General features: G+C 60.9%; 18 protein-coding genes. 7 read left to right on the forward strand and 11 right to left on the reverse strand.

Features of this window, described 5'->3' with window-relative positions; genetic code table 11:
- Positions 1 to 17: 17 nt before the first annotated feature.
- The 6 genes from ACM6JM_RS22655 (at position 18) to cobA (ending at position 9,465) form a co-directional block, all read left to right on the forward strand.
- Entirely contained in the window at positions 18 to 1,229 is a 1,212-nt protein-coding gene (locus ACM6JM_RS22655) for a nitrate/nitrite transporter (protein WP_414882522.1), read from the forward strand.
- A gap of 7 nt (positions 1,230 to 1,236) precedes the next feature.
- Complete coding sequence (locus ACM6JM_RS22660) at positions 1,237 to 2,907, forward strand: protein kinase domain-containing protein (protein ID WP_414882523.1); 1,671 nt, start codon at positions 1,237 to 1,239, stop codon at positions 2,905 to 2,907.
- A 310-nt stretch (positions 2,908 to 3,217) separates the two neighbouring features.
- Positions 3,218 to 5,671 carry a nitrite reductase large subunit NirB gene (gene nirB / locus ACM6JM_RS22665; protein ID WP_064384028.1) on the forward strand — a complete coding sequence of 818 codons (2,454 nt, stop codon included), beginning with the start codon at positions 3,218 to 3,220 and terminating at the stop codon, positions 5,669 to 5,671.
- On the forward strand, positions 5,668 to 5,985 hold the full coding sequence (gene nirD, locus ACM6JM_RS22670; protein WP_007951992.1) for a nitrite reductase small subunit NirD: 318 nt from the start codon (positions 5,668 to 5,670) through the stop codon (positions 5,983 to 5,985). The genes nirB and nirD overlap by 4 nt, the downstream gene beginning before the upstream one ends.
- Positions 5,985 to 8,699, forward strand: coding sequence for a molybdopterin-dependent oxidoreductase (locus ACM6JM_RS22675; protein ID WP_414882524.1), 2,715 nt, complete (start codon positions 5,985 to 5,987; stop codon positions 8,697 to 8,699). Before nirD ends, ACM6JM_RS22675 begins: the two co-directional genes overlap by 1 nt.
- 13 nt (positions 8,700 to 8,712) lie before the next feature.
- A complete protein-coding gene (gene cobA / locus ACM6JM_RS22680; RefSeq protein WP_039769994.1) occupies positions 8,713 to 9,465 on the forward strand; it encodes a uroporphyrinogen-III C-methyltransferase in 753 nt (250 codons plus the stop codon).
- Positions 9,466 to 9,540: 75 nt separating this feature from the next.
- Here cobA and ACM6JM_RS22685 read toward each other — a convergent pair whose 3' ends face one another.
- From ACM6JM_RS22685 to ppsA, 8 genes are all read right to left on the reverse strand, one after another.
- Complete coding sequence (locus ACM6JM_RS22685) at positions 9,541 to 10,575, reverse strand: OmpA family protein (RefSeq protein ID WP_011333252.1); 1,035 nt, start codon at positions 10,573 to 10,575, stop codon at positions 9,541 to 9,543.
- A 107-nt stretch (positions 10,576 to 10,682) separates the two neighbouring features.
- Complete coding sequence (gene sigX, locus ACM6JM_RS22690; protein ID WP_011333251.1) at positions 10,683 to 11,273, reverse strand: RNA polymerase sigma factor SigX; 591 nt, start codon at positions 11,271 to 11,273, stop codon at positions 10,683 to 10,685.
- A 90-nt stretch (positions 11,274 to 11,363) separates the two neighbouring features.
- A complete protein-coding gene (locus tag ACM6JM_RS22695) occupies positions 11,364 to 12,188 on the reverse strand; it encodes a mechanosensitive ion channel family protein (protein ID WP_007951987.1) in 825 nt (274 codons plus the stop codon).
- A 2-nt stretch (positions 12,189 to 12,190) separates the two neighbouring features.
- Entirely contained in the window at positions 12,191 to 12,439 is a 249-nt protein-coding gene (locus ACM6JM_RS22700) for a hypothetical protein (RefSeq protein WP_007951986.1), read from the reverse strand.
- A gap of 63 nt (positions 12,440 to 12,502) precedes the next feature.
- Positions 12,503 to 13,498 carry a zinc transporter ZntB gene (locus ACM6JM_RS22705; protein WP_074687620.1) on the reverse strand — a complete coding sequence of 332 codons (996 nt, stop codon included), beginning with the start codon at positions 13,496 to 13,498 and terminating at the stop codon, positions 12,503 to 12,505.
- Positions 13,499 to 13,522: 24 nt separating this feature from the next.
- On the reverse strand, positions 13,523 to 14,014 hold the full coding sequence (rraA, locus tag ACM6JM_RS22710) for a ribonuclease E activity regulator RraA (RefSeq protein ID WP_011333248.1): 492 nt from the start codon (positions 14,012 to 14,014) through the stop codon (positions 13,523 to 13,525).
- Positions 14,015 to 14,240: 226 nt separating this feature from the next.
- Positions 14,241 to 15,230 carry an alpha/beta fold hydrolase gene (locus ACM6JM_RS22715; protein ID WP_011333247.1) on the reverse strand — a complete coding sequence of 330 codons (990 nt, stop codon included), beginning with the start codon at positions 15,228 to 15,230 and terminating at the stop codon, positions 14,241 to 14,243.
- Positions 15,231 to 15,328: 98 nt separating this feature from the next.
- Positions 15,329 to 17,704, reverse strand: coding sequence for a phosphoenolpyruvate synthase (gene ppsA / locus ACM6JM_RS22720; protein ID WP_039769989.1), 2,376 nt, complete (start codon positions 17,702 to 17,704; stop codon positions 15,329 to 15,331).
- A 174-nt stretch (positions 17,705 to 17,878) separates the two neighbouring features.
- Between ppsA and ACM6JM_RS22725 the strand changes: the two genes are divergently transcribed.
- Positions 17,879 to 18,697, forward strand: a complete 819-nt coding sequence (locus ACM6JM_RS22725; RefSeq protein WP_007951980.1) for a pyruvate, water dikinase regulatory protein — start codon at positions 17,879 to 17,881, stop codon at positions 18,695 to 18,697.
- A gap of 109 nt (positions 18,698 to 18,806) precedes the next feature.
- On the opposite strand, the gene prpD is transcribed toward ACM6JM_RS22725, so the two are convergent.
- From prpD to acnD, 3 genes are all read right to left on the reverse strand, one after another.
- Entirely contained in the window at positions 18,807 to 20,291 is a 1,485-nt protein-coding gene (gene prpD, locus ACM6JM_RS22730; RefSeq protein ID WP_134334378.1) for a 2-methylcitrate dehydratase, read from the reverse strand.
- Positions 20,292 to 20,478: 187 nt separating this feature from the next.
- Positions 20,479 to 21,669: a 2-methylaconitate cis-trans isomerase PrpF gene (gene prpF / locus ACM6JM_RS22735; RefSeq protein ID WP_039769985.1), complete on the reverse strand. Its 1,191-nt coding sequence runs from the start codon at positions 21,667 to 21,669 to the stop codon at positions 20,479 to 20,481.
- Between the two features lie 54 nt (positions 21,670 to 21,723).
- Positions 21,724 to 24,318, reverse strand: a complete 2,595-nt coding sequence (acnD, locus tag ACM6JM_RS22740) for a Fe/S-dependent 2-methylisocitrate dehydratase AcnD (RefSeq protein WP_103386415.1) — start codon at positions 24,316 to 24,318, stop codon at positions 21,724 to 21,726.
- Positions 24,319 to 24,375: the final 57 nt, after the last annotated feature.

Consider the following 24,375-nt stretch of genomic DNA (forward strand, 5'->3'; position numbering starts at 1 on the left):
TACAGCTGAGGTGCGCAATGAATAAAAGCTTCTGGAAATCCGGCCACACCCCGACCCTGTTCGCAGCCTTCCTGTATTTCGACCTGAGCTTCATGGTCTGGTATCTGCTCGGCCCGTTGGCGGTGCAGATTGCCGCCGACCTGCACCTGACCACCCAACAGCGCGGCCTCGTGGTGGCCACGCCGATTCTGGCCGGCGCGGTGCTGCGCTTTGCGATGGGCATGCTCGCCGATCGCCTGTCGCCGAAAACCGCCGGGCTGATCGGCCAGGTGATCGTGATCTGCGCACTGTTCGGCGCCTGGAAGCTTGGCATCCACAGTTACGAACAGGCCCTGCTGCTCGGTTTGTTCCTCGGCATGGCCGGCGCCTCGTTCGCCGTGGCCCTACCCTTGGCCTCGCAGTGGTATCCGCCGGAGCATCAGGGCAAGGCGATGGGCATCGCCGGGGCCGGCAATTCCGGGACTGTGTTCGCGGCACTGATCGCCCCGGTGCTGGCGGCGGCGTTCGGCTGGAGCAATGTGTTCGGGTTCGCCCTGATTCCACTGATCCTGACCCTGGTGCTGTTCGCCTGGCTGGCGAAAAACGCGCCGGAGCGGCCGAAAGCCAAATCCATGGCCGACTACTTCAAGGCCCTGGGCGACCGTGACAGCTGGTGGTTCATGTTTTTCTACAGCGTCACCTTCGGCGGCTTCATCGGCCTGGCCAGCGCCCTGCCCGGCTACTTCAACGATCAATACGGTTTGAGCCCGGTGACCGCCGGTTACTACACCGCGGCCTGCGTGTTCGGTGGCAGCCTGATGCGTCCACTGGGTGGCGCGCTGGCGGACCGGTTCGGCGGGATTCGCACCCTGCTGGCGATGTACACAGTGGCCGTAGTCTGCATCGCGGCGGTCGGCTTCAACCTGCCGAGTTCCTACGCGGCGCTGGCACTTTTCGTCTGCACCATGCTTGGTCTCGGTGCCGGTAACGGCGCGGTGTTCCAATTGGTGCCTCAGCGCTTTCGGCGCGAAATCGGCGTGATGACCGGGCTGATCGGGATGGCCGGCGGCATCGGCGGCTTTGCCCTGGCGGCAGGCATGGGCGCGATCAAACAGAGCACCGGCAGCTATCAACTGGCGCTGTGGTTGTTCGCCAGCCTTGGCGTGCTGGCGTGGTTTGGCCTGCACGGGGTCAAACGTCGCTGGAGAACCACTTGGGGTTCGGCGGCCGTGACCGCTGCCCGGGTCTGAAGCCCGAATGGCTCTGCAACTGAGCTTTGCCGAAGCCAGCGCCACCGGCCCCCGCGCGGAAAACCAGGACGCCTTGCGCCTGGTCACGCCGGCTCCGGCGCTGGCGGCCAGCAAAGGGTTTCTGTTCGCCATCGCCGACGGCGTGAGCCAGTGCGCCGATGGCGGGCTGGCCGCGCGTTCGACCTTGCAGGCGCTGGCACTGGACTACTACGCCACCCCGGAAACCTGGAGCGTGGCCCAGGCCCTCGATCGTCTGCTGCTCGCACAAAACCGCTGGTTGCAGGCCAACGGTGGCGGGCAGCCGCTACTTACCACGGTCAGTGCGCTGGTCCTGCGCGGCCGGCGGTTTACCCTGGCGCACGTCGGCGATTGCCGGGTCTATCGCTGGCACGCCGAGACCTTGCAACGGATCACCGAAGACCACGTCTGGGATCAACCGGGCATGCAGCATGTGCTCAAGCGGGCATTGGGACTGGATCAGCATCTGGTGCTGGACTTTCTCGATGGCGAACTGCGTGACGGCGAATGTTTCGTGCTGCTCAGTGATGGCGTGTGGGCCGCGCTTGGCGATAGCGCCATCGCCGGGATTCTGCGCGATCAACCGGATCTGCACAGTGCCGCGCAAACCTTGGTCAATGCCGCGCATTTGGCCGGCAGTCAGGACAATGCCAGTGCGCTGTTGGTGCGGGTGGATGCTGTTGGCGAGGCCAGCATCGGCGATGCGCTGATTCATTTGCAGCAGTGGCCGCTGCCCCCGCCGCTGAAACCGGGTCAGGTCTTTGAAGGCTGGCGGGTTCAAGAGCTTATAAGTCGCAGCCAACAATCGTTGCTGTATCGCGTGCTTGATAGTCAGGGCCAGGCGTGGCTGTTGAAGACGTTGCCTGCACAACTGGCAGACGATGCCCAGGCCGGCCAGGCCTTGCTGGCGGAGGAATGGTTTCTCAAACGCGTCGCCGGGCGGCATTTCCCTGAAGTCCATAGCGCCGGTCAGCGTCAGCATTTGTACTACGTGATGCGTGAATATTCGGGAACCACCCTGGCGCAGTTGTCCGAACAAAGCGGCCCGCTGCCACTGGCCCAGTGGCAGGGTTTGGCCGAGCGCCTGCTGCGGGCCGTCGGCCTGCTGCATCGACGGCAGATCCTGCACCGCGACATCAAACCGGAGAACCTGCACCTGGGGGACGACGGCGAGTTGCGTCTGCTGGATTTCGGTCTGGCGTATTGCCCCGGTCTGTCGCAGGACGCACCGTCGACCTTGCCCGGAACCCCGAGCTACATCGCACCGGAAGCCTTTCAAGGCGCAGCACCCGGCGCACAACAGGATCTGTATGCGGTGGGCGTGACTCTGTATTTCTTGCTCACCGGGCATTTTCCCTACGGCGAGATCGAAGCGTTCCAGCGCCCGCGTTTCGGGGTGCCAGTGAGTGCCGGTCGCTATCGCCCGGATCTGCCGGAGTGGCTGGCGCAGTGTCTGGAGCGCGGTGTGGCAGCTGATCCTTTGCAACGTTATGAAACCGCCGAGGAATGGCTGCTGACGCTGGAACAAGGTGAGCGCCGCAGCCTGAATGTACGCCCTCGCCCCTTGCTGGAACGGGAGCCGCTGAAGGTCTGGCGGACACTGGCGTTACTGGCACTGCTGGGCAATCTGGTGCTGCTGTTTCTGTTGTTTCATGGCTGATGCGGCGCTCCATTAACGAGCGTACTGCTTCCATTCAGTGCAAAAACCACAACGAAAATCTGGCCAATTCCAGCGTTACCCAGTGAATTCGCGGCCCGCCGCGACTTGGCACAACCACTGCATTAACGTTTTCAACTGACATACAGCCCGACCTTCAACGACGAAGGCCAGGCTTCCCGAGAGAACGGGACAAGGACAAAGGCGTCCTCGCTAGGTAACTGGCGGGGACGCCTTTTTTGTTTGCGCCATTTTTTGTCGAGCAAGGCCTGAACGCCCACAAGAGGCAAGCCCGAAGCTCCCGGAGAACCTGATGAAAAAACTCAAACTGGTGATGATAGGCAATGGCATGGCCGGGGTCCGTACCCTGGAAGAACTGCTCAAGCTGAGCAACGAGCTGTACGACATCACAGTCTTCGGCGCCGAACCGCACACCAACTACAACCGCATCCTGCTGTCGCCGGTATTGGCCGGCGAGCAGACCTTCGAAGAGATCGTGCTCAACGACCTCGACTGGTACCTGGAAAACGGCATCAAACTGCTGCTTAACCGCAAAGTGGTGGAGATCGACCGGGTCAAACGTCGGGTGATCGCCGAGGACGGCACCGAGGCCGAATACGATCGCCTGCTGATCGCCACCGGCTCGACCCCGTTCATCCTGCCGATCCCCGGCAACACCTTGCAGGGCGTGATCGGTTACCGCGACATTGCCGACACCCAGGCCATGATCGACACCGCAAAAACCCACAAGCACGCCGTGGTGATCGGCGGCGGCCTGCTCGGCCTCGAAGCCGCCAACGGCCTGATGCTGCGTGGCATGCACGTCACCGTGGTGCACCTCGGTGAATGGCTGCTGGAGCGGCAACTGGACAAGACCAGCGGCCAGCTCCTGCAAACCGCCCTCGAATCCCGTGGCCTGCACTTTCGCCTGTGCGAACAGACCCAGGCCCTGCACGACGCCGGCAATGGTCGGGTCGGCTCGGTGCAATTCAAGAACGGCGACATCATTCCTGCCGATCTGGTGGTCATGGCCGCCGGCATCCGCCCCAACACCGAACTCGCGGAAAAGGCCGGCATCCCGTGCAATCGCGGGATTCTGGTCAACGACACCCTGCAAACCTACGACCCGCGCATCTATGCCATCGGTGAATGCGCCAGCCATCGTGGCATTGCCTACGGGCTGGTGGCGCCGCTGTTCGAACAGGCCAAGGTTTGCGCCAACCACTTGGCCCAACTGGGTTTCGCCCGTTATCAGGGCTCGGTGACGTCGACCAAACTGAAGGTCACCGGCATCGACCTGTTTTCCGCCGGCGACTTCATGGGCGGCGAAGGCACCGAGACCATCACCCTCTCCGACCCGATCGGCGGGGTGTACAAAAAACTGGTGATCAAGGATGACGTGCTGGTCGGCGCCTGTCTGTACGGCGATACGGCAGATGGCGGTTGGTATTTCCGGCAGATTCGTGAGAATCACGCCATCGGCGAGATCCGCGATCACTTGATGTTTGGTGAAAACGCCCTCGGTGACGTAGGACATCAAGGCCAGGACAAAGCCATGAGCATGGCCGACAACGCTGAAGTCTGCGGCTGTAACGGCGTGTGTAAGGGCACCATCGTCAAGGCGATTCAGGAACACGGCCTGTTCAGCGTCGACGAAGTGAAGAAACACACCAAGGCTGCGAGCTCCTGCGGCTCCTGCGCCGGGCTGGTCGAGCAGATCCTGATCAACACCGTCGGCGGCGCGGCAGACGTCAAACCGAAAAGCGAAAAAGCCATCTGCGGTTGCAGCGACCTCAACCATGGCCAGATTCGCCAGGCGATTCGCGAACAGCATTTGCTGACCATCGCCGGCACCATGAGTTACCTCAACTGGCGTACCCCGAACGGCTGCGCCACCTGCCGCCCGGCCCTCAACTACTACCTGATTTCCACCTGGCCCGGCGAAGCCAAGGACGATCCGCAGTCGCGCCTGATCAACGAGCGGGCCCACGCCAACATCCAGAAGGACGGCACTTATTCGGTGGTGCCACGGATGTGGGGCGGCGTGACCAACCCGTCGGAATTGCGGCGGATCGCCGACGTGGCAGACAAATATCAAGTGCCGATGGTCAAGGTCACCGGCGGCCAGCGCATCGACTTGCTGGGAATCAAGAAACAGGATCTGCCCGGTGTGTGGAAAGACCTCGACATGCCATCCGGCCACGCCTACGGCAAATCCATCCGCACCGTGAAAACCTGCGTCGGCAGCGAGTTCTGCCGCTTCGGCACGCAGAACTCGACCCAGTTGGGCATCGACCTCGAACACGACCTGTTCAACATGTGGTCGCCGCACAAAGTGAAGCTGGCGGTCTCCGGATGCCCACGCAACTGCTCGGAAGCAGGGATCAAGGACGTAGGAATCATCGGCGTCGATTCCGGCTGGGAGATGTACATCGGTGGCAACGGTGGGATCAAGACCGAAGTCGCCGAGTTCTTCGTCAAGCTCAAGACCGCCGAGGAAGTGCGCGAATACAACGGCGCGTTCCTGCAGCTGTACCGCGAGGAAGCCTTCTACCTCGAACGCACCGTGCATTACCTGCAACGGGTCGGCATGGAGCACATCAAGAAAGCCGTGCTGGAAGATCCCGAGCGTCGCAAGGCCCTGAACGAGCGCCTGCAATTCTCCCTGTCGTTCGAACAGGATCCGTGGAAAGAGCGCCTCGCCCAGCCGCAACTGAAAAAAGAATTCGACGTGATCCCCGTGAAAAACCTGGAGGTGCCGGCATGAACTGGCTCGATATCTGTGCCCTGGAAGAGATCAATGCCCTCGGTTCGCGGATCATCGCCGGGCCCAAAGGCGACATCGCGATCTTTCGCACAAGCGACGACGAAGTTTTCGCACTCGATGACCGCTGCCCGCACAAGGGCGGCCCATTGTCCCAAGGACTGATCTACGGCAAGCGTGTCGCCTGCCCGCTGCACAACTGGCAGATCGACCTGCAGTCCGGCGAAGCCCAGGCCCCGGACGTCGGTTGCGCGCACCATCACCCGGCCCGAGTGGAAAACGGCCGCGTGCAATTGGCCCTGCGGGACGCCGTCTGATGAACCGCCAGACGACCGCCTCGACCTGCTGTTATTGCGGAGTCGGCTGCGGCGTGCTGATCGAGCATGACGGCGAGCGCATTCTCGGCGTCAGCGGCGATCCGGCGCATCCGGCCAACTTCGGCAAACTGTGCAGCAAAGGCTCGACCCTGCACCTGACCGGCGATCTGGCGGCCCGGGCGTTGTATCCGGAATTGCGCTTGGGCAAAGGCCTGGCGCGCAGTCGTTGCGCCTGGGACACCGCGCTGGATCACGCCACCAACGTGTTCGCCGACACCATCGCCGAACACGGCCCGGACAGCGTGGCGTTCTATATCTCCGGGCAGTTGCTGACCGAGGATTACTACGCCTTCAACAAACTGGCGCGGGCGCTGGTCGGCACCAACAACATCGACAGCAATTCGCGGCTGTGCATGTCTTCGGCGGTGGTCGGTTACAAACGCAGCCTCGGCGCCGACGCACCGCCTTGCAGCTATGAAGACCTGGAGTTGAGCGATTGCGTGGTGATCGTCGGCAGTAACATGGCCTACGCCCACCCGGTACTGTTTCGTCGTCTCGAAGAGGCAAAATCCCGCCGCCCGCAGATGAAAGTCGTCGTCATTGATCCACGGCGCACCGACACCTGCGATCTGGCCGACCTGCATCTGGCGATTCTGCCGGGCACCGATGTCGCGCTGTTCCATGGGATTTTGCATCTGCTGTTGTGGGAAGACTGGATCGACCGCGACTTCATCAAAGCCCACACCGAAGGCCTCGCCGAGCTGAAAAGCCTGGTGCGTGATTACACGCCGGCGATGGTGTCGCAGCTGTGCGGGATCAGCGTCGAGCAGTTGCAGCAATGCGCCGAATGGATCGGTACATCACCAAGCTTTCTGTCGCTGTGGTGCATGGGCCTGAACCAGTCCACCGCCGGTAGCGCAAAGAACAGCGCGCTGATCAATCTGCACCTGGCCACCGGGCAAATCGGCCGGCCGGGTGCAGGACCTTTCTCCCTGACCGGTCAGCCAAACGCCATGGGCGGACGGGAAACCGGCAGCCTTTCCAATCTGTTGCCCGGTCACCGTGAAGTCGCCAATCCAGAGCACCGCGCAGAAGTCGCGGCGTATTGGGGTGTGGATAAGCTGCCGGAAAATACAGGTCTCAGCGCCATCGAATTGTTTGAACAGGTGCGCAGCGGCAAGATCAAGGCGTTGTGGATTGCCTGCACCAACCCCGCGCAATCGATGCCGGACCAGAACGCCGTGCGTGCAGCGCTGGAGGCTTGTCCGTTCGTGGTGTTGCAGGAGGCGTTTCGCACCACCGAAACCGCGGCGTTTGCCGATCTCCTGTTACCGGCGGCCAGTTGGGGCGAGAAGGAGGGTGCGGTGACCAACTCCGAACGGCGGATTTCCCACGTCCGCCAAGCCATTGCCGCACCGGGTGAAGCGCGACCGGACTGGGCGATTACCGTTGATTTCGCACAACGCCTGGAGAAACGTCTGCGCCCGCAACAACCGGGTCTGTTTGCCTTCGAGCAACCGGCGCAACTGTTTGACGAGTACAAACAACTGACTCGTGGCCGCGATCTGGATTTGTCCGGGATCAGCCACGGACTGATTGATGAACTGGGGCCACAGCAATGGCCCTTCCCCGCTGGCGCTCGCCAAGGCACAGCCCGACTGTATGGCGACGGGATCTTTCCTACAGCGAACGGGCGCGCGCAGTTCGTTGCCGATCCCTATCGCGCCGCCAAGGAACAACGCGACGCACGTTTTCCCCTGACCCTGATCACCGGCCGCCTGCGAGATCAATGGCACGGTATGAGCCGCACCGGCACGGCTGCGCAGTTGTTCGGCCATGTCAGCGAAGCGGTGTTGAGCCTGCACCCGGAGGAGTTGCGCCGGCACCGTTTGCAGCCGGGGGAGCTGGTGAATCTGAAAAGTCGTCGAGGCGCAGTGATCGTGGCGGTCGCCAGCGATGACAGCGTGCGTCCGGGCCAGGCGTTCCTGCCGATGCACTGGGGTGATCGCTTCCTCAAGGGTGGCGTGAACAGCCTGACCCTGCCCGCCTTCGATCCTTTGTCGAAACAGCCGGAACTCAAGCATAGCGGCGTGCGGCTGGAGCCGGTGGATTTGCCATGGCAACTGTTCGCACTGATCGAGGGCGATGTTCAACGGCATTTCGAGGCGCTTCGACCGCTCTGCGAGGCGTTTTCCTACGCAAGTCTCAGCCTTGTCGGACGTGAACGGCCTGCGCTGCTGATACGCGCAGCCAGCGTCGTGGCGCCAGAACCGCAATTGCTGCGTGAAATCGACCAGTGCCTGGCCCTGATCGACGGGCCGGTGCTGGCTTATGACGATCCTCGCCGCGCCATCGGTAAACGGGTGCGCATCGAAAACGGGCGAATCACCGCGATCCGCCTGGCCGGCGAAACCCTCGCTCAGCACTGGTTGCAAGGCCTGTGGCTGGAGGGTCGTGCCGACGAACAACTGCGGCGCTGGCTGCTGGCACCGATGAGTGCACCGCCGGGCAATGCCGGCGCGCAGGTTGTGGCGGACAAAACCCTGTGCAACTGCAAGAACGTCAGCCACAGCGCGGTCTGCACCGGTATTCGTGAAGGGCTGGATCTGCAGGGTTTGAAAAATACATTGGGGTGCGGCACGCAATGCGGCTCCTGCGTCCCGGAAATCAAGCGTTTGCTGGCCGCCGAAGTGCGTCCGGTCGCCGTCATCTGAAGAGGAAAACACCATGAACGCGAAAGTCTGGCTGGTGGGCGCGGGCCCTGGTGATCCTGAATTGCTGACGCTCAAAGCGGTGCGTGCCTTGCGCGAGGCCGAGGTGGTGCTGATCGACGATCTGGTCAATGAGGCGGTACTTGAGCACTGCCCTGCTGCCCGGATCATTGCCGTCGGCAAACGCGGCGGCTGCCGCTCGACGCCCCAGGCGTTCATCCATCGGCTGATGCTGCGTTATGCCCGTCAGGGCAAATGCGTGGTGCGGCTCAAGGGCGGCGATCCGTGCATTTTCGGGCGTGGGGGTGAGGAAGCGCAGTGGTTGCGCGAGCGCGGGGTCGAGGTGGAACTGGTCAATGGCATCACCGCCGGACTGGCCGGCGCGACCCAGTGTGATATTCCGCTGACATTGCGCGGCGTGGCCCGGGGCGTGACGCTGGTCACGGCCCACACTCAGGACGACAGCCAGTTGAACTGGCGGGCCTTGGCGCAGGGCGGCACGACGCTGGTGATTTACATGGGGGTGGCGAAGCTCGGCGAGATTCGCGAACAGCTGTTGGCAGGAGGGATGGCGGCAGATACGCCAGTGGCGATGATCGAGAATGCTTCATTGCCGGAGCAACGCGAATGCCGCAGCGATCTGACAGCGATGGAAGACGATGCCCTTGGTTTCCAGCTCAAGAGCCCTGCGATTCTGGTCATAGGCGCCGTCGCAGCGGCCGCGCCCCAGGTCGACTCGATTGGCTGGGTAGCTGATCGCCTGGCCTGACAATCTCTGGCGTCACCAAATCGCAGGCAAAGAAAAGCCCGGCCTGAGCCGGGCTTTTCTCGGAGCGGCAGCTAATTACTTAGCTTGAGCTTCAACCTGCGCTTCTACGCGACGGTTAACAGCGCGGCCAGCTTCAGTTTTGTTGTCAGCAACTGGGCGGGATTCGCCGTAGCCGATCGACTGAACGCGGGACGATTCAACACCGTACTGGTTGGTCAGAACTTGCTTAACGGCGTTTGCACGACGCTCGGACAGTTTCTGGTTGTAAGCGTCAGGACCGACGGAGTCAGTGTGACCTTCAACAGTAGTGGTGGTGGATGGGTACTGCTTCATGAAGTCAGCCAGGTTCTTGATGTCGCCGTAGCTGTTTGGCTTAACAACCGACTTGTCGAAGTCGAACTTCACGTCCAGCTCAACACGAACAACTTCAGCAACTGCTGGGCAGCCATCAGCGTCAACAGTTACGTTGGCTGGGGTGTCCGGGCACTTGTCAACGTTGTCGCAAACGCCGTCGTTGTCGCTGTCGGAGCAGACTTCAGCCGGTGCTGGAACTGGAGCAGCAGCTGGCTTGGAGCCGCCACCGAAGTTCACACCGATACCGACGCTAGGAGCCCACTCGGTGTCGCCCTGGTCGATGTTGTACTGAGCTTCAACGCCAGCACGGGCGTAGAAGTTGTCGGTGAAGTACAGCTTGGCACCAGCGCCCAGGTTGGCGAAGGTGGAACGGTTACGACCGTTCGAACCGTTCTGGTCGATGCTCTGGTCAGAGAAACCGGCCGAAACGTATGGACGCAGCATGTCGCCTGGGTTGTTGAAATGGTACAGAGCGTCCAGAGCGGTGTTGGCGCCCTTGACGTTCTTGCCATCGTCGGCACGCACGTTGTGCACTTCGTCGTAGCCCAGACGCAGTTCAACGTCGTCGGTCAGGAAGTAACCGATCGAACCGCCGAACAGGTTGCCGTTGTTCTTGAAGTTACGAGCGCTGTCGAATTGTTCTTTCTTTGCGAAGCCTTCGATTTCAACTGCGCCTTGGCCTTGTGCCAGAGCGCCGAAAGAAGTGGCGGCAATCAAAGAACCAATGGCCAAGCCCAAGGTGTTTTTCAGTTTCATCCGTTAAATCCCCATCTGGTGATTGTGAAGCAGTCCCGCAAACCGGGGGACAACTCGGCGGCAAGTCTATCAGAACTTGCCTACACGTAAGAGATATTTGCGCCGAACTAAGTTTCAGCAATGCCTGCAAATTTCTCACGCAATTTATCAAGAGCGCGTTTGTAACGCATTTTTGTCGCACTCAAACCCATGTGCATGATGTCTGCGATCTCCTGAAACTCCAGCTCTGCGACAAATCGTAGCACCAGAATTTCCCTGTCGATCGGGTTCACATACACCAGCCAGCGATCCAGTCCGCCCTTCTCCTCGGGTTTCGGCGCCTTTTCTTCGGACGCTTCCTCGAGGGGGTCAAGACTCAGTGCGTCCATCAAGCGACGCTTTCGCCGTTCCTTCCGATACTGTGTGATGCATTCGTTGTAGGTGATGCTGTATAGCCATGTCTTGAACTTCGATTTCCCCTCGAAGTTCTTCAGGCCGTACAGCACCTTCAACATCACTTCCTGACAGACATCGTCTGCGTCGCGATCGTTCCCAAGATATCGTGCGCACACGTTAAATAATGTCCGCTGGTAACGCCGCATCAGTTCTTCGTAGGCGCGCGTCACGTGAAAAAGCTCGGTATGCGAGCGCGCGACCAACTCCTCATCAGAGAGCTCGCGGGGATCGTAGCGCGTGGATAGCGTTTGGGCTTTATTCAAAACAAGTCGTGCCGACAGTCAGGTCAATGTCCACCGCAGCCAGCGACAGCTGGCATTTTGCGGCGGCATACATTAGCAGGGTTTGCCGGGTTAGCGGCTACTCACATGCTGTTCCAGCAGGATCCGATTGGAGAGAGAGACTAGCTCACCCTCATCGGTCAGCAATGTGGTCTTAACCGTGCCGATCTCTTCGATCTGGCCTTCGACCTCGCCAATACGCACTTGTTGCCCAACCTGATACAACTCACGCACATAGATTCCCGCAAGAATCTGACCGGCAATTTCCCGGCTTCCCAAACCCATGGCCAGCGCAACCGCCAGACCAACGGTAATCAATACGATGACGATCACATGGTTCAGCAGGTCGGTCTTGACCTCCAGCTGACTGATCGCGACCGAAATGCTGATGATGATCACCAGGCCCTGGGCAATTCGCCCAAGTCCTGAAGCGTAGTCCAGGCCTACGCCTTCTGCCGCCCCGCGAACCAGGCCATTGGCCAGTTGTGCGAGCAGGACACCCACCAGCAATACCAGCGCGGCACCGAACACTTTCGGCAAATACAGCGCGAGCATGTCAAGCGTAGCTGAAACTCGCTCAAGTCCAAGGGATTCTGCTGCCGAAACCAGAAAAATCAGCAGAACGAACCAGTAAACGATTTTGCCGATCAACGTGGAGATCGGCACTTGCAGCCCCGCGCGGGACATCAATTTAGTCAGGCCGGTGCCGCCCATCAGGCGATCAAGCCCCAGTTTGGCCAGCAACTTGGAGAGCAAGGTGTCCAGCAGCTTGGCCACGACGAAACCCAAAAGCAGCACAACCAATGCGCCGAACAGGTTAGGAATGAAGTTAGCGACTTTGGTCCACAACGCAGTCATTGCAGTGACGAGGCTCTGAGTCCAGAGATCAAGTTCCATATTCAATCAGCCTTATCAGCAGTGCGAGCGGTAGGTTTACGGAGACGGGAGACCGGCGCGACATGGGCCGAGCCGTTATTCAGGGCGATCATCAGCGCGGGCAGCCAGCGGCCCAGCAGGCTGAACAGATCGCCGGCGCCGACCTGGCGGTTGGCGGTTTTGAGCACGCGACCCAGGCAGGCATCGTCGTCGCGGCTGGACGGCGAAGCGTTGAGCATGTCGCGCAAAGACTGTTCAAACGGATCGTGCATACGCACCTCTCGTGATGTCTGTGAAAGACGCGGGCAAATTTGGTCGGGTCACATGATGCATCGTCAGACCCAGCGCAATCGGCGGAACAACCACCATTGTCCGAACGCCAGGGCGAGCACCGTCAGGCAGGCGATGAGGAAGCCATAAGGGCTGCTGGCGAACGGTATTCCGCCAACGTTTATGCCCAACAGACCGGTAATAAAACTCATCGGCAAGAAGATGCAGGTGATGATCCCGAAGCGATACATCGTGCGATTCATGTGCACGCTCAAGCGCCGGTCTTCGGCCTCCAGCACCAGCCCCACGCGCTCTCGGGTCAATTCGAGCTCTTCGAGATAACGGGTCAGGCTGTTGTTCAATTCGTTCCAGTAGTCGGCATCGTCATCGACGAACCACGGCAGCTTTATCCGCGTCAGCTGTCCGAAAATATCCCGCTGCGGTGCCAGAAAACGCTTCAGTCCGGCGGCCCGGCGACGGATATGCAAAATGGCGCCGTGCTCGGGGGTATACCGTTCGTCGGCATCCAGTTTTTCTTCCTCTTCATCGACCACTTCGGAGAGACAAGTCACCAGATCCTGCACCTTGTTGGTGAGGAATTGCGCCAGATACAGCATCAGTTCGGACGAGGTTTTCGGCCCCTTGCCCTCGGCGAGCATCGCCAGTAACTCGTCAGTGGCGCGCAATGGACGCAAACGCAGGGAAATCACCCGCTGGGCCGAAGCGAAAATCCGCACCGACACCATGTCTTCCGGCTCGGCGCCGGGGTTGAGATTGACCCCGCGCAAAAAAAGCAGCAGCTCGGAATCCGGCAGCGGCAACAGGCGTGGACGGGTGTTCTCTTCCAGCAGCAGGTCGCAGGTGAACTCATTGAGCCCACTGGATTTACGCAGCCAGGTCTGGGTCTGCGGGTGACTGCGATCCCAGTGCAGCCACAGGCTTTCATGAGCCTGCAGCCGCAGATCGTCGAGATCAGTCCGGGCTATCGAACGCGCACCGCCTTTACCGTCCAGCACCAGGGCATGCACCAGCCCCCATTGCGCGTTTTCTTCCTCGAACATCCTCACCCCTGTGGTTACCGCGATTTATTCAGGCATTTTCAGCGGACTCGGCGAGATGATCACGCCATTGTTGTCCGCATAGATGTACTGGCCGGGATGGAAGGTCACACCCGCGAAGGTCACCGGCACGTTGAGGTCGCCGAGACCGCGTTTTTCAGTCTTTTTCGGATGGCTGGCCAGGGCCTGAACGCCGAGATCGGTCTGGGCGATGACGTCCACATCACGGATGCAACCGTAGATCACCAGCCCTTCCCAACCGTTTTTCGCGGCTTTCTCGGCGATCATGTCGCCCAGCAGCGCGCAGCGCAGGGAACCACCACCATCGACCACCAGCACCTTGCCGTTGCCCTTGAGCTCGGCTTGTTCCTTGACCAGCGAGTTGTCTTCGAAGCATTTGATGGTCACGATTTCGCCGCCGAACGAATCACGGCCGCCGAAATTGCTGAACATCGGTTCCAGCACCTGAACCAGCTCCGGATAGGCGTCGCACAGGTCAGGCGTAAGGTAATGGTTCATCGAAAAACTCCTGTAACAAGGAAGACGAGCAAGAATGTCGCACTCTTTTGAAACGAGTCCCAACGGTCGCTGTTTACCTTAGCCCATGTCATGGTCGCTGAACGAACCTGAACACAGGCTGAAACGTAATAGCGAAACAGTCACTAAATATGACCAGAACCGTTCAATGCGTCATATCTTAGCCGCAAGCCGACCCGAACGAAATGCCCTTTTAAAGGCGCCGCGCTCACACCGCTGCCGCCAGATCCGGCTTCTCGCCGAGCAATGGCGTGTGCTGATCCGCCAGCCAACGCGCCACCAGCGGCCAGACCTCGGCCTGCGCCGCTTTGCTGACCAGCATCTCGACATGGCCGAACTGATCGTTGAAACCCTGTTCACGGCCCAAGTTGATGAACTGCTTGTGCTCGGAGCCGATCTGTTCGAACAGTTTCCGGCAGGCCCAGGCCGGATCCTGATGATCCCCCGCCGCGCTTACCGCCAGCACCGGGACCTGCACGTCGGCAAGACCTGCCCACCAATCCTTGTCCTTGTCGCCGAAACGTCCGAACAGTCCGTACCAGCGCATGCTTTCCAGCGCCAGGCCGATCGGCTCGTCCTCGGGGCCGCGCTTGAGTCGCGAGCCGGACAACTGGGCAAAACGCTTGAGAATGAAGCGCCCGCTCCACTCCACCGGCGGAATCTTCAGCGGCCAATAGGTGCGGCTGACCTGGGTGCCGAAAAACGCCGCCGACGCCACCGCCGGCTCACCGAGGTATTCGCCGCCCAGCGCAGCCGCCAACGTGATGCCACCCAGCGAGTGACCGATCCAATGCGGAATCTGCCCGCTCTGCTCACGGACGAACGCGGCAATCGCCGGCAGATCGTAACGGGCATAGTCGGCGACCCGGTTGCGGCGGTAGTCCTCGTTGCGCTGGGACAGACCGTGACCACGCATTTCCGGGATCCACACATCGAAACCCAGACGCGTCAGATACGCGCCCAGACCCAGCCCCTTCGGCGAGAACCAGAAGCGCCGATTGGAAAAACTGCCGTGCAGCAAGATCACCGGCACGCCGCGCGACGCCGGCTCATCGGCCATGCCGAGCCGGGTCACCGCGATTTCCACGGACCAGTCAGGGCTGTTGCCCGGTTTCAAACGGTAAACGTCTTCGCTCAGATCACCGCGTCGCTCGGCGCTGATCAGGGCGACAGGAAATAGGTTGCTGCTGCTTTGCATAATGCTCTTGCACAAAAAAGGGCGGCATCCGAAGAGCTCGCCCTACTTCAATCTTAAAGCCCCGACCCGGTTCAACGGGCCGGGGCTTCATTCACGGCTTATTCCGCCGCCTGGCCTTCTGCAAGGAAGAACCAGGTTTCCAGCACGGTGTCCGGGTTCAGCGACACGCTTTCGATGCCCTGCTCCATCAGCCACTTGGCGAGGTCCGGGTGATCCGAAGGGCCCTGACCGCAGATGCCGATGTATTTGCCGGCCTTGTTGCACGCGGCAATAGCGTTGGCCAACAGCTTCTTGACCGCCGGATTACGCTCGTCGAACAGGTGCGCGATGATCCCGGAGTCACGGTCCAGACCCAGTGTCAGCTGAGTCAGGTCGTTGGAGCCGATCGAGAAACCGTCGAAGAATTCGAGGAACTCTTCAGCCAGGATCGCGTTGGATGGCAGTTCGCACATCATGATCACGCGCAGACCGTTTTCACCGCGCTTGAGGCCGTTTTCGGCGAGCAGATCCACCACCTGGCTGGCTTCGCCGAGGGTACGGACGAACGGCACCATGATTTCGACGTTGGTCAGGCCCATCTCGTTGCGCACGCGCTTCAGCGCACGGCACTCGAGTTCGAAGCAGTCACGGAACGATTCGCTGATGTAACGCGAAGCGCCACGGAAGCCCAGCATCGGGTTTTCTTCTTCCGGCTCGTAGAGTTTGCCGCCGATCAGGTTGGCGTATTCGTTGGACTTGAAGTCCGACAGACGCACGATGACCTTCTTCGGTGCGAACGCAGCGGCCAGGGTGCTGATGCCTTCAACCAGTTTCTCGACATAGAAGCCGACCGGATCGTCGTAACCGGCGATGCGCTTGTCGACGCTTTCCTTGATGTCCTGCGGCAGGCCGTCGTAGTTCAACAGCGCTTTCGGGTGCACGCCGATCATGCGGTTGATGATGAATTCCAGACGGGCCAGGCCCACACCGGCGTTCGGCAGCTGCGCGAAGTCGAAGGCGCGGTCCGGGTTGCCGACGTTCATCATGATCTTGAACGGCAGCTCCGGCATGGCGTCGACGGAGTTCTTCTTGATGTCAAAACCCAGTTCACCTTCGAAGATGTAACCGGTGTCGCCTTCGGCACAGGACACGGTCACGCCCTGGCCATCCTTCAGCAGTTGGGTGGCGTTACCGCAACCGACAACAGCAGGAATACCCAGCTCACGGGCGATGATCGCCGCGTGGCAGGTACGGCCGCCACGGTTGGTGACGATGGCGCTGGCGCGCTTCATGACCGGTTCCCAGTCCGGGTCGGTCATGTCGGAAACCAGTACGTCGCCCGGCTGGACTTTGTCCATCTCGGAGACGTCCTTGATGATCCGCACCTTGCCGGCGCCGATGCGCTGGCCGATGGCACGGCCTTCCACGAGCACGGTGCCGGTTTCTTTCAGCAGGTAACGTTCCATGACGTTGGCCTGGGTGCGGCTCTTCACGGTTTCCGGACGGGCCTGCACGATGTACAGCTTGCCGTCGTCACCGTCCTTGGCCCACTCGATGTCCATCGGGCAGCCATAGTGCTTCTCGATGATCATCGCCTGCTTGGCCAGCTCGCTGACTTCAGCGTCGGTCAGGCAGAAACGCGCGCGCTCGGCCTTGTCGACATCAACGGTTTTCACGGAACGACCGGCCTTGGCCTCGTCACCGTAGATCATCTTGATGGCCTTGCTGCCCAGGTTGCGGCGCAGGATTGCCGGGCGACCGGCTTCCAGGGTGCCCTTGTGGACATAGAATTCGTCCGGGTTCACCGCGCCCTGTACGACGGTTTCGCCCAGGCCGTAAGCGCCGGTGATGAACACCACGTCACGGAAGCCGGATTCGGTATCGAGGGTGAACATCACGCCGGCGGTGCCGGTTTCCGAACGCACCATGCGCTGCACGCCAGCGGACAGGGCGACCAGTTTGTGGTCGAAGCCCTGGTGCACGCGGTAGGAAATGGCACGGTCGTTGAACAGGGAAGCGAACACTTCCTTGGCCGCGCGGATGACGTTTTCCACGCCACGGATGTTCAGGAAGGTTTCCTGCTGACCGGCGAACGAAGCGTCCGGCAGGTCTTCGGCGGTGGCGGAGGAACGCACGGCCACGGCCACGTCAGGATTACCGGCCGACAACGCGGCGAACGCGGTGCGGATCTCGGTGTTCAGTTTTTCAGGGAATTCGGCTTCCATGATCCATTGGCGGATCTGGGCGCCGGTCTTGGCCAGGGCATTGACGTCATCGACGTCCAGCGCATCAAGGGCCTTGTGGATCTGATCGTTCAGACCGCTCAGTTCCAGGAAGTCGCGATAGGCTTGCGCCGTGGTGGCGAAGCCGCCGGGGACCGAAACACCGGCACCGGCCAGGTTACTGATCATCTCGCCCAGGGATGCGTTCTTGCCCCCCACATGCTCAACATCGTGTTTGCCGAGCTTATCGAGGGAAACTACGTACTCTACCAAGGTGATCTCTCCACTAACTGTGTTGGAAAAGCTCAGAAACCGGCGGCTCGGGGGAGCGTTGGCCGGCTGTATGGCCTGGACCTGGAAAATAAGTGAGAATGCGGGCCAATGGTGGCCGACAAATCGCGCCTATCATATCCAGAAATGCTCATTAGCTTAAGGCCCAAGGTGCAAATGAAACGATCTGCTTTCTTTATCTCCGATGGCACCGGTATCACCGCCGAAACCCTGGGTCAAAGCCTTCTGGCGCAGTTCGAAAACATTACCTTCAGCAAATTCACGCGACCGTACATCGACAGCGTTGAAAAAGCGCGGGCCATGGTACAACAAATCAACAAAGCCGCTGAAACCGACGGTTTCCGGCCGATTATCTTCGACACCATCGTCAATCAGGACATTCGTGAGATTCTCGCAACCTCCAATGGTTTCATGATCGACATTTTCTCGACGTTCCTCGCCCCGCTCGAGCAGGAACTGACCGAGCATTCTTCCTACACCGTCGGCAAATCCCACTCCATCGGTCACAACTCCAATTACATGGAGCGGATCGAGGCGGTGAACTTCGCCCTCGACAACGATGACGGCGCCCGCACCCACTATTACGACAAGGCCGATCTGATACTAGTGGGTGTGTCGCGTTGTGGTAAGACGCCGACGTGCCTGTACATGGCGATGCAGTTCGGCATCCGCGCGGCCAACTACCCGCTGACCGAAGACGACATGGAACGCCTGCAATTGCCGGCCGCCCTGCGCGCCCACCAGCACAAGCTGTTCGGCCTGACCATCGACCCGGACCGCCTCACCGCGATCCGCAACGAACGCAAGCCCAACAGCCGTTACTCGAGCTACGCCCAGTGCGAGTTCGAAGTGCGCGAAGTGGAAAACCTGTTCCGCCGCGAGAACATCCCGAACATCAACTCCACGCATTTTTCGGTGGAAGAAATTTCCGCGAAGATTCTCGTGGAAAAAGGCGTGGAGCGGCGCTTCAAATAGATTCTCGACGCCTGATCTATCGCTATCGCGAGCAGGCTCGCTCCCACAGGAGGTTTGCATTCCAGATGTGGGAGCGAGCCTGCTCGCGATTGAACGATAACGCGGTCTCTCAGATCACAAACAAATCGACAAACCGGTTCACCGGCGTGGCTTCAAGCCGCGCCTGATCCTTGCACAGCGCAAGAATCTCCCCGCTGCGCTGCCCGGTGAAACGGGTGGCCAGGTTCGCCCTGAACTTGTCCTCCAGCAATGGAATACCCTCGGCGCGACGCCGGCGATGGCCGATCGGGTACTCCACCACCACGTTTTCCGTGCTCGAACCGTCCTTGAAAAACACCTGCACCGCATTGGCGATCGAGCGCTTGTCGGCCTCCAGGTATTCGCGGGTGAAGCGCGGGTCCTCGACGATGACCATTTTTTCGCGCAGCACATCGATGACCGGATGGGCCTTATGGAAATCGTCTTCGTACTGCTCAGCCACCAGATTGCCGAACGCCAGCGGCACGGCGGTCATGTACTGGAGGCAGTGATCGCGGTCGGCAGCATTGGCCAGCGGCCCGACCTTGGAAATGATGCGAATCGCCGATTCGTGTGTGGTGATGACGATCCGGTCGATCTCATGCAGACGGTTGCGCACCTGCGGGTGCAGGGTCACGGCGGCTTCGCAGGCGGTTTGCGCGTGGAATTCGGCGGGGAAGCTGATTTTGAACAGCACGTTCTCCATCACGTAGCTGCCGAACGGTCGCGAAAAGCTGAAGGCGCGCTTGTCTTCAGGCTTGAGTGCCAGATCATTGTTGGTGTGGCTGAACAGAACGTCGTAAAAGCCCCACTGTCTGGCACTCAAGACGCCGGGAATGCCCATTTCGCCGCGCATCGCGATATCCGCCAGCCGCACGCCTCGGCTCGACGCATCCCCCGCCGCCCAGGATTTTCGCGAACCGGCGTTCGGCGCATGGCGGTAAGTGCGCAATGCCTGACCGTCGGCAAACGCATGGGACAACGCCGATAACAGCTGCTCGCGGTTGGCGCCCATCAGTTTGGCGGTCACGGCGGTCGAGGCCACTTTCACCAGAATGACGTGGTCGAGGCCTACACGATTGAAGGAGTTTTCCAGAGCGATCACGCCTTGAATCTCGTGGGCCATGATCATGGCTTCGAGTACATCATGCATGGTCAGCGGCGCTTCACCGTTGGCCAGACGCTTTTGCGACAGGTGATCGGCCACCGCGAGAATCCCGCCGAGGTTATCCGACGGATGGCCCCATTCCGCGGCGAGCCAGGTGTCGTTGTAATCGAGCCAGCGCACGATGCAGCCGATGTCCCACGCGGCTTTCACCGGGTCGAGGCGATAGGAGGTGCCTGGGACCCGCGCGCCGAATGGGACGACGGTGCCTTCGACCATCGGGCCAAGGTGTTTGGTGCATTCGGGAAAGCGCAGGGCCAGCAGGCCGCAGCCCAGGGTGTCCATCAGGCAATTGCGGGCGGTGTCGAGGGCTTCGGCGGATGTGATTTTGTAGCTGAGGACGTAATCGGCAATGTCCTGCAGGACACGGTCGTAGTCGGGGCGGTTGTTCAGGTCGACGTTGGCGCTCATGTTCGATTCACTCTTGAAAGTGGTTCGTTGATGGGACCTCGGTTCAGGACTAATTTTCTTCTTATTGAAATGCAGACAACTGTGGGAGCGAGCCTGCTCGCGATTGCGGTTTATCAGCCGACATCAATCCTGAATGTCAGTCCGTCATCGCGAGCAGGCTCGCTCCCACATGTGCTCGGTGTCGGGATCAGAAAGAGTCGCCAGGAACGCGGACGTAACCTTCCATCAGGACGCGCGCACTTCGGCTCATGATCGCCTTCTTCACCACCCACTCACCATTTTCCAGGCTAGCTTCTGCGCCAACACGCAACGTCCCGGACGGATGCCCGAACCGCACCGCATTCCGCTCCACACCACCAGCCGCCAGATTCACCAAAGTGCCCGAGATGGCTGCTGCGGTGCCAATCGCCACCGCCGCCGTCCCCATCATCGCGTGGTGCAGCTTGCCCATCGACAACGCCCGCACCAGCAAATCCACATCCCCGGCGCCAATGGCTTTGCCGCTGGACGCGACGTAATCCGCAGGCTTGGCGACAAACGCAACCTTCGGCGTGTGTTGTCGCTTGGCCGCCTCATCCAGATTCGAAATCAGCCCCATGCGCAGCGCGCCATAAGCACGAATGGTCTCGAACATCTGCAACGCTTTCGGATCGCTGTTGATCGCGCTCTGCAGTTCGGTGCCGGTGTAACCGATGTCTTCGGCGTTGACGAAGATCGTCGGGATACCCGCGTTGATCATGGTCGCCTTGAACGTGCCGACGCCCGGCACTTCCAGTTCATCGATCAGGTTGCCGGTGGGGAACATCGAACCACCGCCGCCCTCTTCTTCCGCCGCCGGGTCCATGAATTCGACCTGGACTTCGGCGGCCGGAAAGGTCACGCCGTCGAGTTCAAAATCACCGGTTTCCTGAACTTCGCCGTTGGTGATCGGCACGTGGGCAATGATGGTTTTGCCGATGTTGGCCTGCCACACGCGAACCACCGCCACGCCGTTGTGCGGAATGCGGCTGGCGTCCACAAGACCGTTGCTGATGGCGAACGAACCGACCGCCGCCGACAGGTTGCCGCAGTTGCCGCTCCAATCCACGAAGGGCTTGTCGATGGACACCTGACCGAACAGGTAATCGACGTCGTGATCGGCCTTGATGCTTTTCGACAGGATCACGGTTTTGCTGGTGCTGGACGTGGCGCCGCCCATGCCGTCGATCTGCTTGTCGTACGGGTCGGGGCTGCCGATTACTCGCAGCAGCAGCGCATCGCGGGCCGGGCCGGGAATCTGCGCGGCTTCGGGCAGATCCTTGAGGCTGAAAAACACGCCTTTGCTGGTGCCACCACGCATGTAGGTGGCGGGGATTTTTATTTGCGGTGCGTGAGCCATGGTGCTCCTTAACGAAGACATGGGACTTGAAGTCCCATGCCCACATCAGTTGATTTAAACGGCAACCGCCGACTCTTCGAGGAAGTCTTGGGCAAAGCGCTGCAACACGCCGCCGGCCTCGTAGATCGACACTTCTTCAGCGGTATCCAGACGGCAGGTCACCGGCACATCAACGCGTTCGCCGTTCTTGCGATGGATCACCAGCGTCAGGTCGGCACGCGGCGTGCGCTCGCCGATCACGTCGTAGGTTTCGCTGCCATCGATACCCAGGGTCTTGCGGTCGGTGCCCGGTTTGAATTCCAGCGGCAACACGCCCATGCCCACCAGGTTGGTGCGGTGAATGCGCTCGAAACCTTCGGCGGCAATCGCTTCCACACCCGCCAGCCGCACGCCTTTCGCCGCCCAGTCGCGGGACGAACCCTGGCCGTAGTCGGCGCCGGCGATGATGATCAGCGGCTGCTTGCGCTCCATGTAGGTTTCGATGGCTTCCCACATGCGCATCACTTGGCCTTCCGGCTCGACACGGGCCAGCGAACCCTGTTTGACCTTGCCGTTTTCCACGACCATTTCGTTGAACAATTTCGGGTTGGCAAACGTCGCGCGCTGCGCGGTCAGGTGGTCGCCACGGTGGGTCGCGTAAGAGTTGAAGTCCTCTTCCGGCAGGCCCATTTTCGCCAGGTATTCGCCGGCGGCGCTGTCGAGCATGATCGCGTTCGAAGGAGACAGGTGATCGGTGGTGATGTTGTCCGGCAATACCGCCAACGGACGCATGCCCTTGAGCGGCCGCGCCCCGGCCAACGCGCCCTCCCAGTACGGCGGACGGCGGATGTAGGTGCTCATTTCGCGCCAGTCGTACAGCGGCGTTACTTTCGGGCCGGTGTCTTCATGGATGGCGAACATCGGGATGTAGACCTGACGGAACTGCTCGGGCTTGACCGAGGATTTCACCACCGCGTCGATTTCTTCGTCGCTCGGCCAGATGTCTTTAAGGCGGATTTCCTTGCCGTCGACCACGCCCAGCACATCTTTTTCGATGTCGAAACGGATGGTGCCAGCAATCGCGTAAGCCACCACCAGCGGCGGCGAAGCGAGGAACGCCTGCTTGGCGTACGGGTGAATCCGGCCGTCGAAGTTGCGGTTGCCGGACAGCACAGCGGTGGCGTACAGATCGCGGTCGATGATTTCCTGCTGGATCACCGGATCCAGCGCGCCGGACATGCCGTTGCAGGTGGTGCAGGCAAACGCGACGACGCCGAAACCGAGCTGCTCCAGTTCCGTGGTCAGCCCCGCTTCATCGAGGTACAGCGCCACGGTTTTCGAGCCCGGCGCCAGCGACGACTTGACCCACGGCTTGCGGGTCAGCCCGAGCTTGTTGGCATTGCGCGCCAGCAGGCCGGCGGCGATCACGTTGCGCGGGTTGCTGGTGTTGGTGCAACTGGTGATGGCGGCGATGATCACCGCGCCGTCGGGCATTTGCCCCGGCACGTCCTCCCACTGGCCGGCGATGCCTTTGGCCGCCAGATCCGACACCGCCACGCGAGCGTGCGGGTTGCTCGGGCCGGCCATGTTGCGCACCACCGAAGACAGATCGAAGGTCAGGCCGCGCTCGTATTGCGCGCCTTTCAGGCTGTCGGCCCACAGGCCGATCTGCTTGGCATATTGCTCGACGAGTTGCACTTGCTGGTCTTCGCGACCGGTCAGTTTCAGGTAGTCGATGGTTTGCTGGTCGATATAGAACATCGCCGCCGTGGCGCCGTATTCCGGGGCCATGTTGGAGATGGTTGCGCGGTCGCCGAGGGTCAGTGCCGAAGCACCTTCGCCGAAGAACTCCAGCCATGCGCCCACGACTTTCTGTTTGCGCAGGTATTCGGTCAGGGCCAGCACCATGTCGGTGGCGGTGATGCCCGGTTGCAGCTTGCCGGTCAGTTCGACGCCGACGCTTTCCGGCAGGCGCATCCACGATGCGCGGCCGAGCATCACGCTTTCAGCTTCGAGACCACCGACGCCGATGGCAATCACGCCCAGCGCATCGACGTGCGGGGTATGGCTGTCAGTGCCGACGCAGGTATCCGGGAACGCCACGCCGTCGCGCACCTGGATCACCGGCGACATTTTCTCCAGGTTGATCTGGTGCATGATGCCGTTGCCCGGCGGGATCACGTCGACGTTCTTGAACGCCTTTTTGGTCCAGTTGATGAAGTGGAAGCGGTCTTCGTTGCGCCGGTCTTCGATGGCGCGGTTCTTCTCGAAGGCCTGCTTGTCAAAACCGCCCGCTTCCACCGCCAGCGAGTGGTCGACGATCAGTTGCGTCGGCACCACCGGGTTGACCTGCGCCGGATCGCCGCCCTGCTGGGCAATCGCGTCGCGCAGGCCGGCCAGGTCCACCAGTGCGGTCTGGCCAAGAATGTCGTGGCACACCACGCGGGCCGGGAACCACGGGAAGTCGAGGTCGCGTTTGCGCTCGATCAGTTGTTTCAGGGAATCGGTGAGCGTGGCCGGGTCGCAGCGACGCACGAGGTTTTCCGCCAGCACGCGAGAGGTGTACGGCAGGGTGTCGTAGCTGCCGGGCTGGATCCCATCGACAGCCGCGCGGACGTCGAAAAAGTCCAGCGGCGTGCCGGGCAGGTTCTTGCGAAATTCTGTGTTCATCGGTCAGGACTCGGTCACGGTAGTTTCAAAGAGGGGGCGCCTGTGCCGGCGCCCTCC

Origin of the sequence: Pseudomonas sp. IT-P2 (assembly GCF_949767575.1) — a bacterium.
Classification (GTDB): Bacteria; Pseudomonadota; Gammaproteobacteria; order Pseudomonadales; family Pseudomonadaceae; genus Aquipseudomonas; species Aquipseudomonas pharyngis.

Excerpts from the sequence above, each read along its gene's own strand:
- ACM6JM_RS22705 (WP_074687620.1), bottom strand. The coding sequence starts at position 13,498 with ATGTTCGAGGAAGAAAACGCGCAATGGGGGCTGGTGCATGCCCTGGTG.
- prpD (WP_134334378.1), bottom strand. The coding sequence starts at position 20,291 with ATGAGCGCCAACGTCGACCTGAACAACCGCCCCGACTACGACCGTGTC.
- nirB (WP_064384028.1), top strand. The coding sequence starts at position 3,218 with ATGAAAAAACTCAAACTGGTGATGATAGGCAATGGCATGGCCGGGGTC.
- acnD (WP_103386415.1), bottom strand. The coding sequence starts at position 24,318 with ATGAACACAGAATTTCGCAAGAACCTGCCCGGCACGCCGCTGGACTTT.
- ACM6JM_RS22695 (WP_007951987.1), bottom strand. The coding sequence starts at position 12,188 with ATGGAACTTGATCTCTGGACTCAGAGCCTCGTCACTGCAATGACTGCG.
- ACM6JM_RS22675 (WP_414882524.1), top strand. The coding sequence starts at position 5,985 with ATGAACCGCCAGACGACCGCCTCGACCTGCTGTTATTGCGGAGTCGGC.
- rraA (WP_011333248.1), bottom strand. The coding sequence starts at position 14,014 with ATGAACCATTACCTTACGCCTGACCTGTGCGACGCCTATCCGGAGCTG.
- ACM6JM_RS22660 (WP_414882523.1), top strand. The coding sequence starts at position 1,237 with ATGGCTCTGCAACTGAGCTTTGCCGAAGCCAGCGCCACCGGCCCCCGC.
- nirD (WP_007951992.1), top strand. The coding sequence starts at position 5,668 with ATGAACTGGCTCGATATCTGTGCCCTGGAAGAGATCAATGCCCTCGGT.
- ACM6JM_RS22725 (WP_007951980.1), top strand. The coding sequence starts at position 17,879 with ATGAAACGATCTGCTTTCTTTATCTCCGATGGCACCGGTATCACCGCC.
- prpF (WP_039769985.1), bottom strand. The coding sequence starts at position 21,669 with ATGGCTCACGCACCGCAAATAAAAATCCCCGCCACCTACATGCGTGGT.
- ACM6JM_RS22715 (WP_011333247.1), bottom strand. The coding sequence starts at position 15,230 with ATGCAAAGCAGCAGCAACCTATTTCCTGTCGCCCTGATCAGCGCCGAG.
- cobA (WP_039769994.1), top strand. The coding sequence starts at position 8,713 with ATGAACGCGAAAGTCTGGCTGGTGGGCGCGGGCCCTGGTGATCCTGAA.
- ACM6JM_RS22655 (WP_414882522.1), top strand. The coding sequence starts at position 18 with ATGAATAAAAGCTTCTGGAAATCCGGCCACACCCCGACCCTGTTCGCA.
- ACM6JM_RS22685 (WP_011333252.1), bottom strand. The coding sequence starts at position 10,575 with ATGAAACTGAAAAACACCTTGGGCTTGGCCATTGGTTCTTTGATTGCC.
- ACM6JM_RS22700 (WP_007951986.1), bottom strand. The coding sequence starts at position 12,439 with ATGCACGATCCGTTTGAACAGTCTTTGCGCGACATGCTCAACGCTTCG.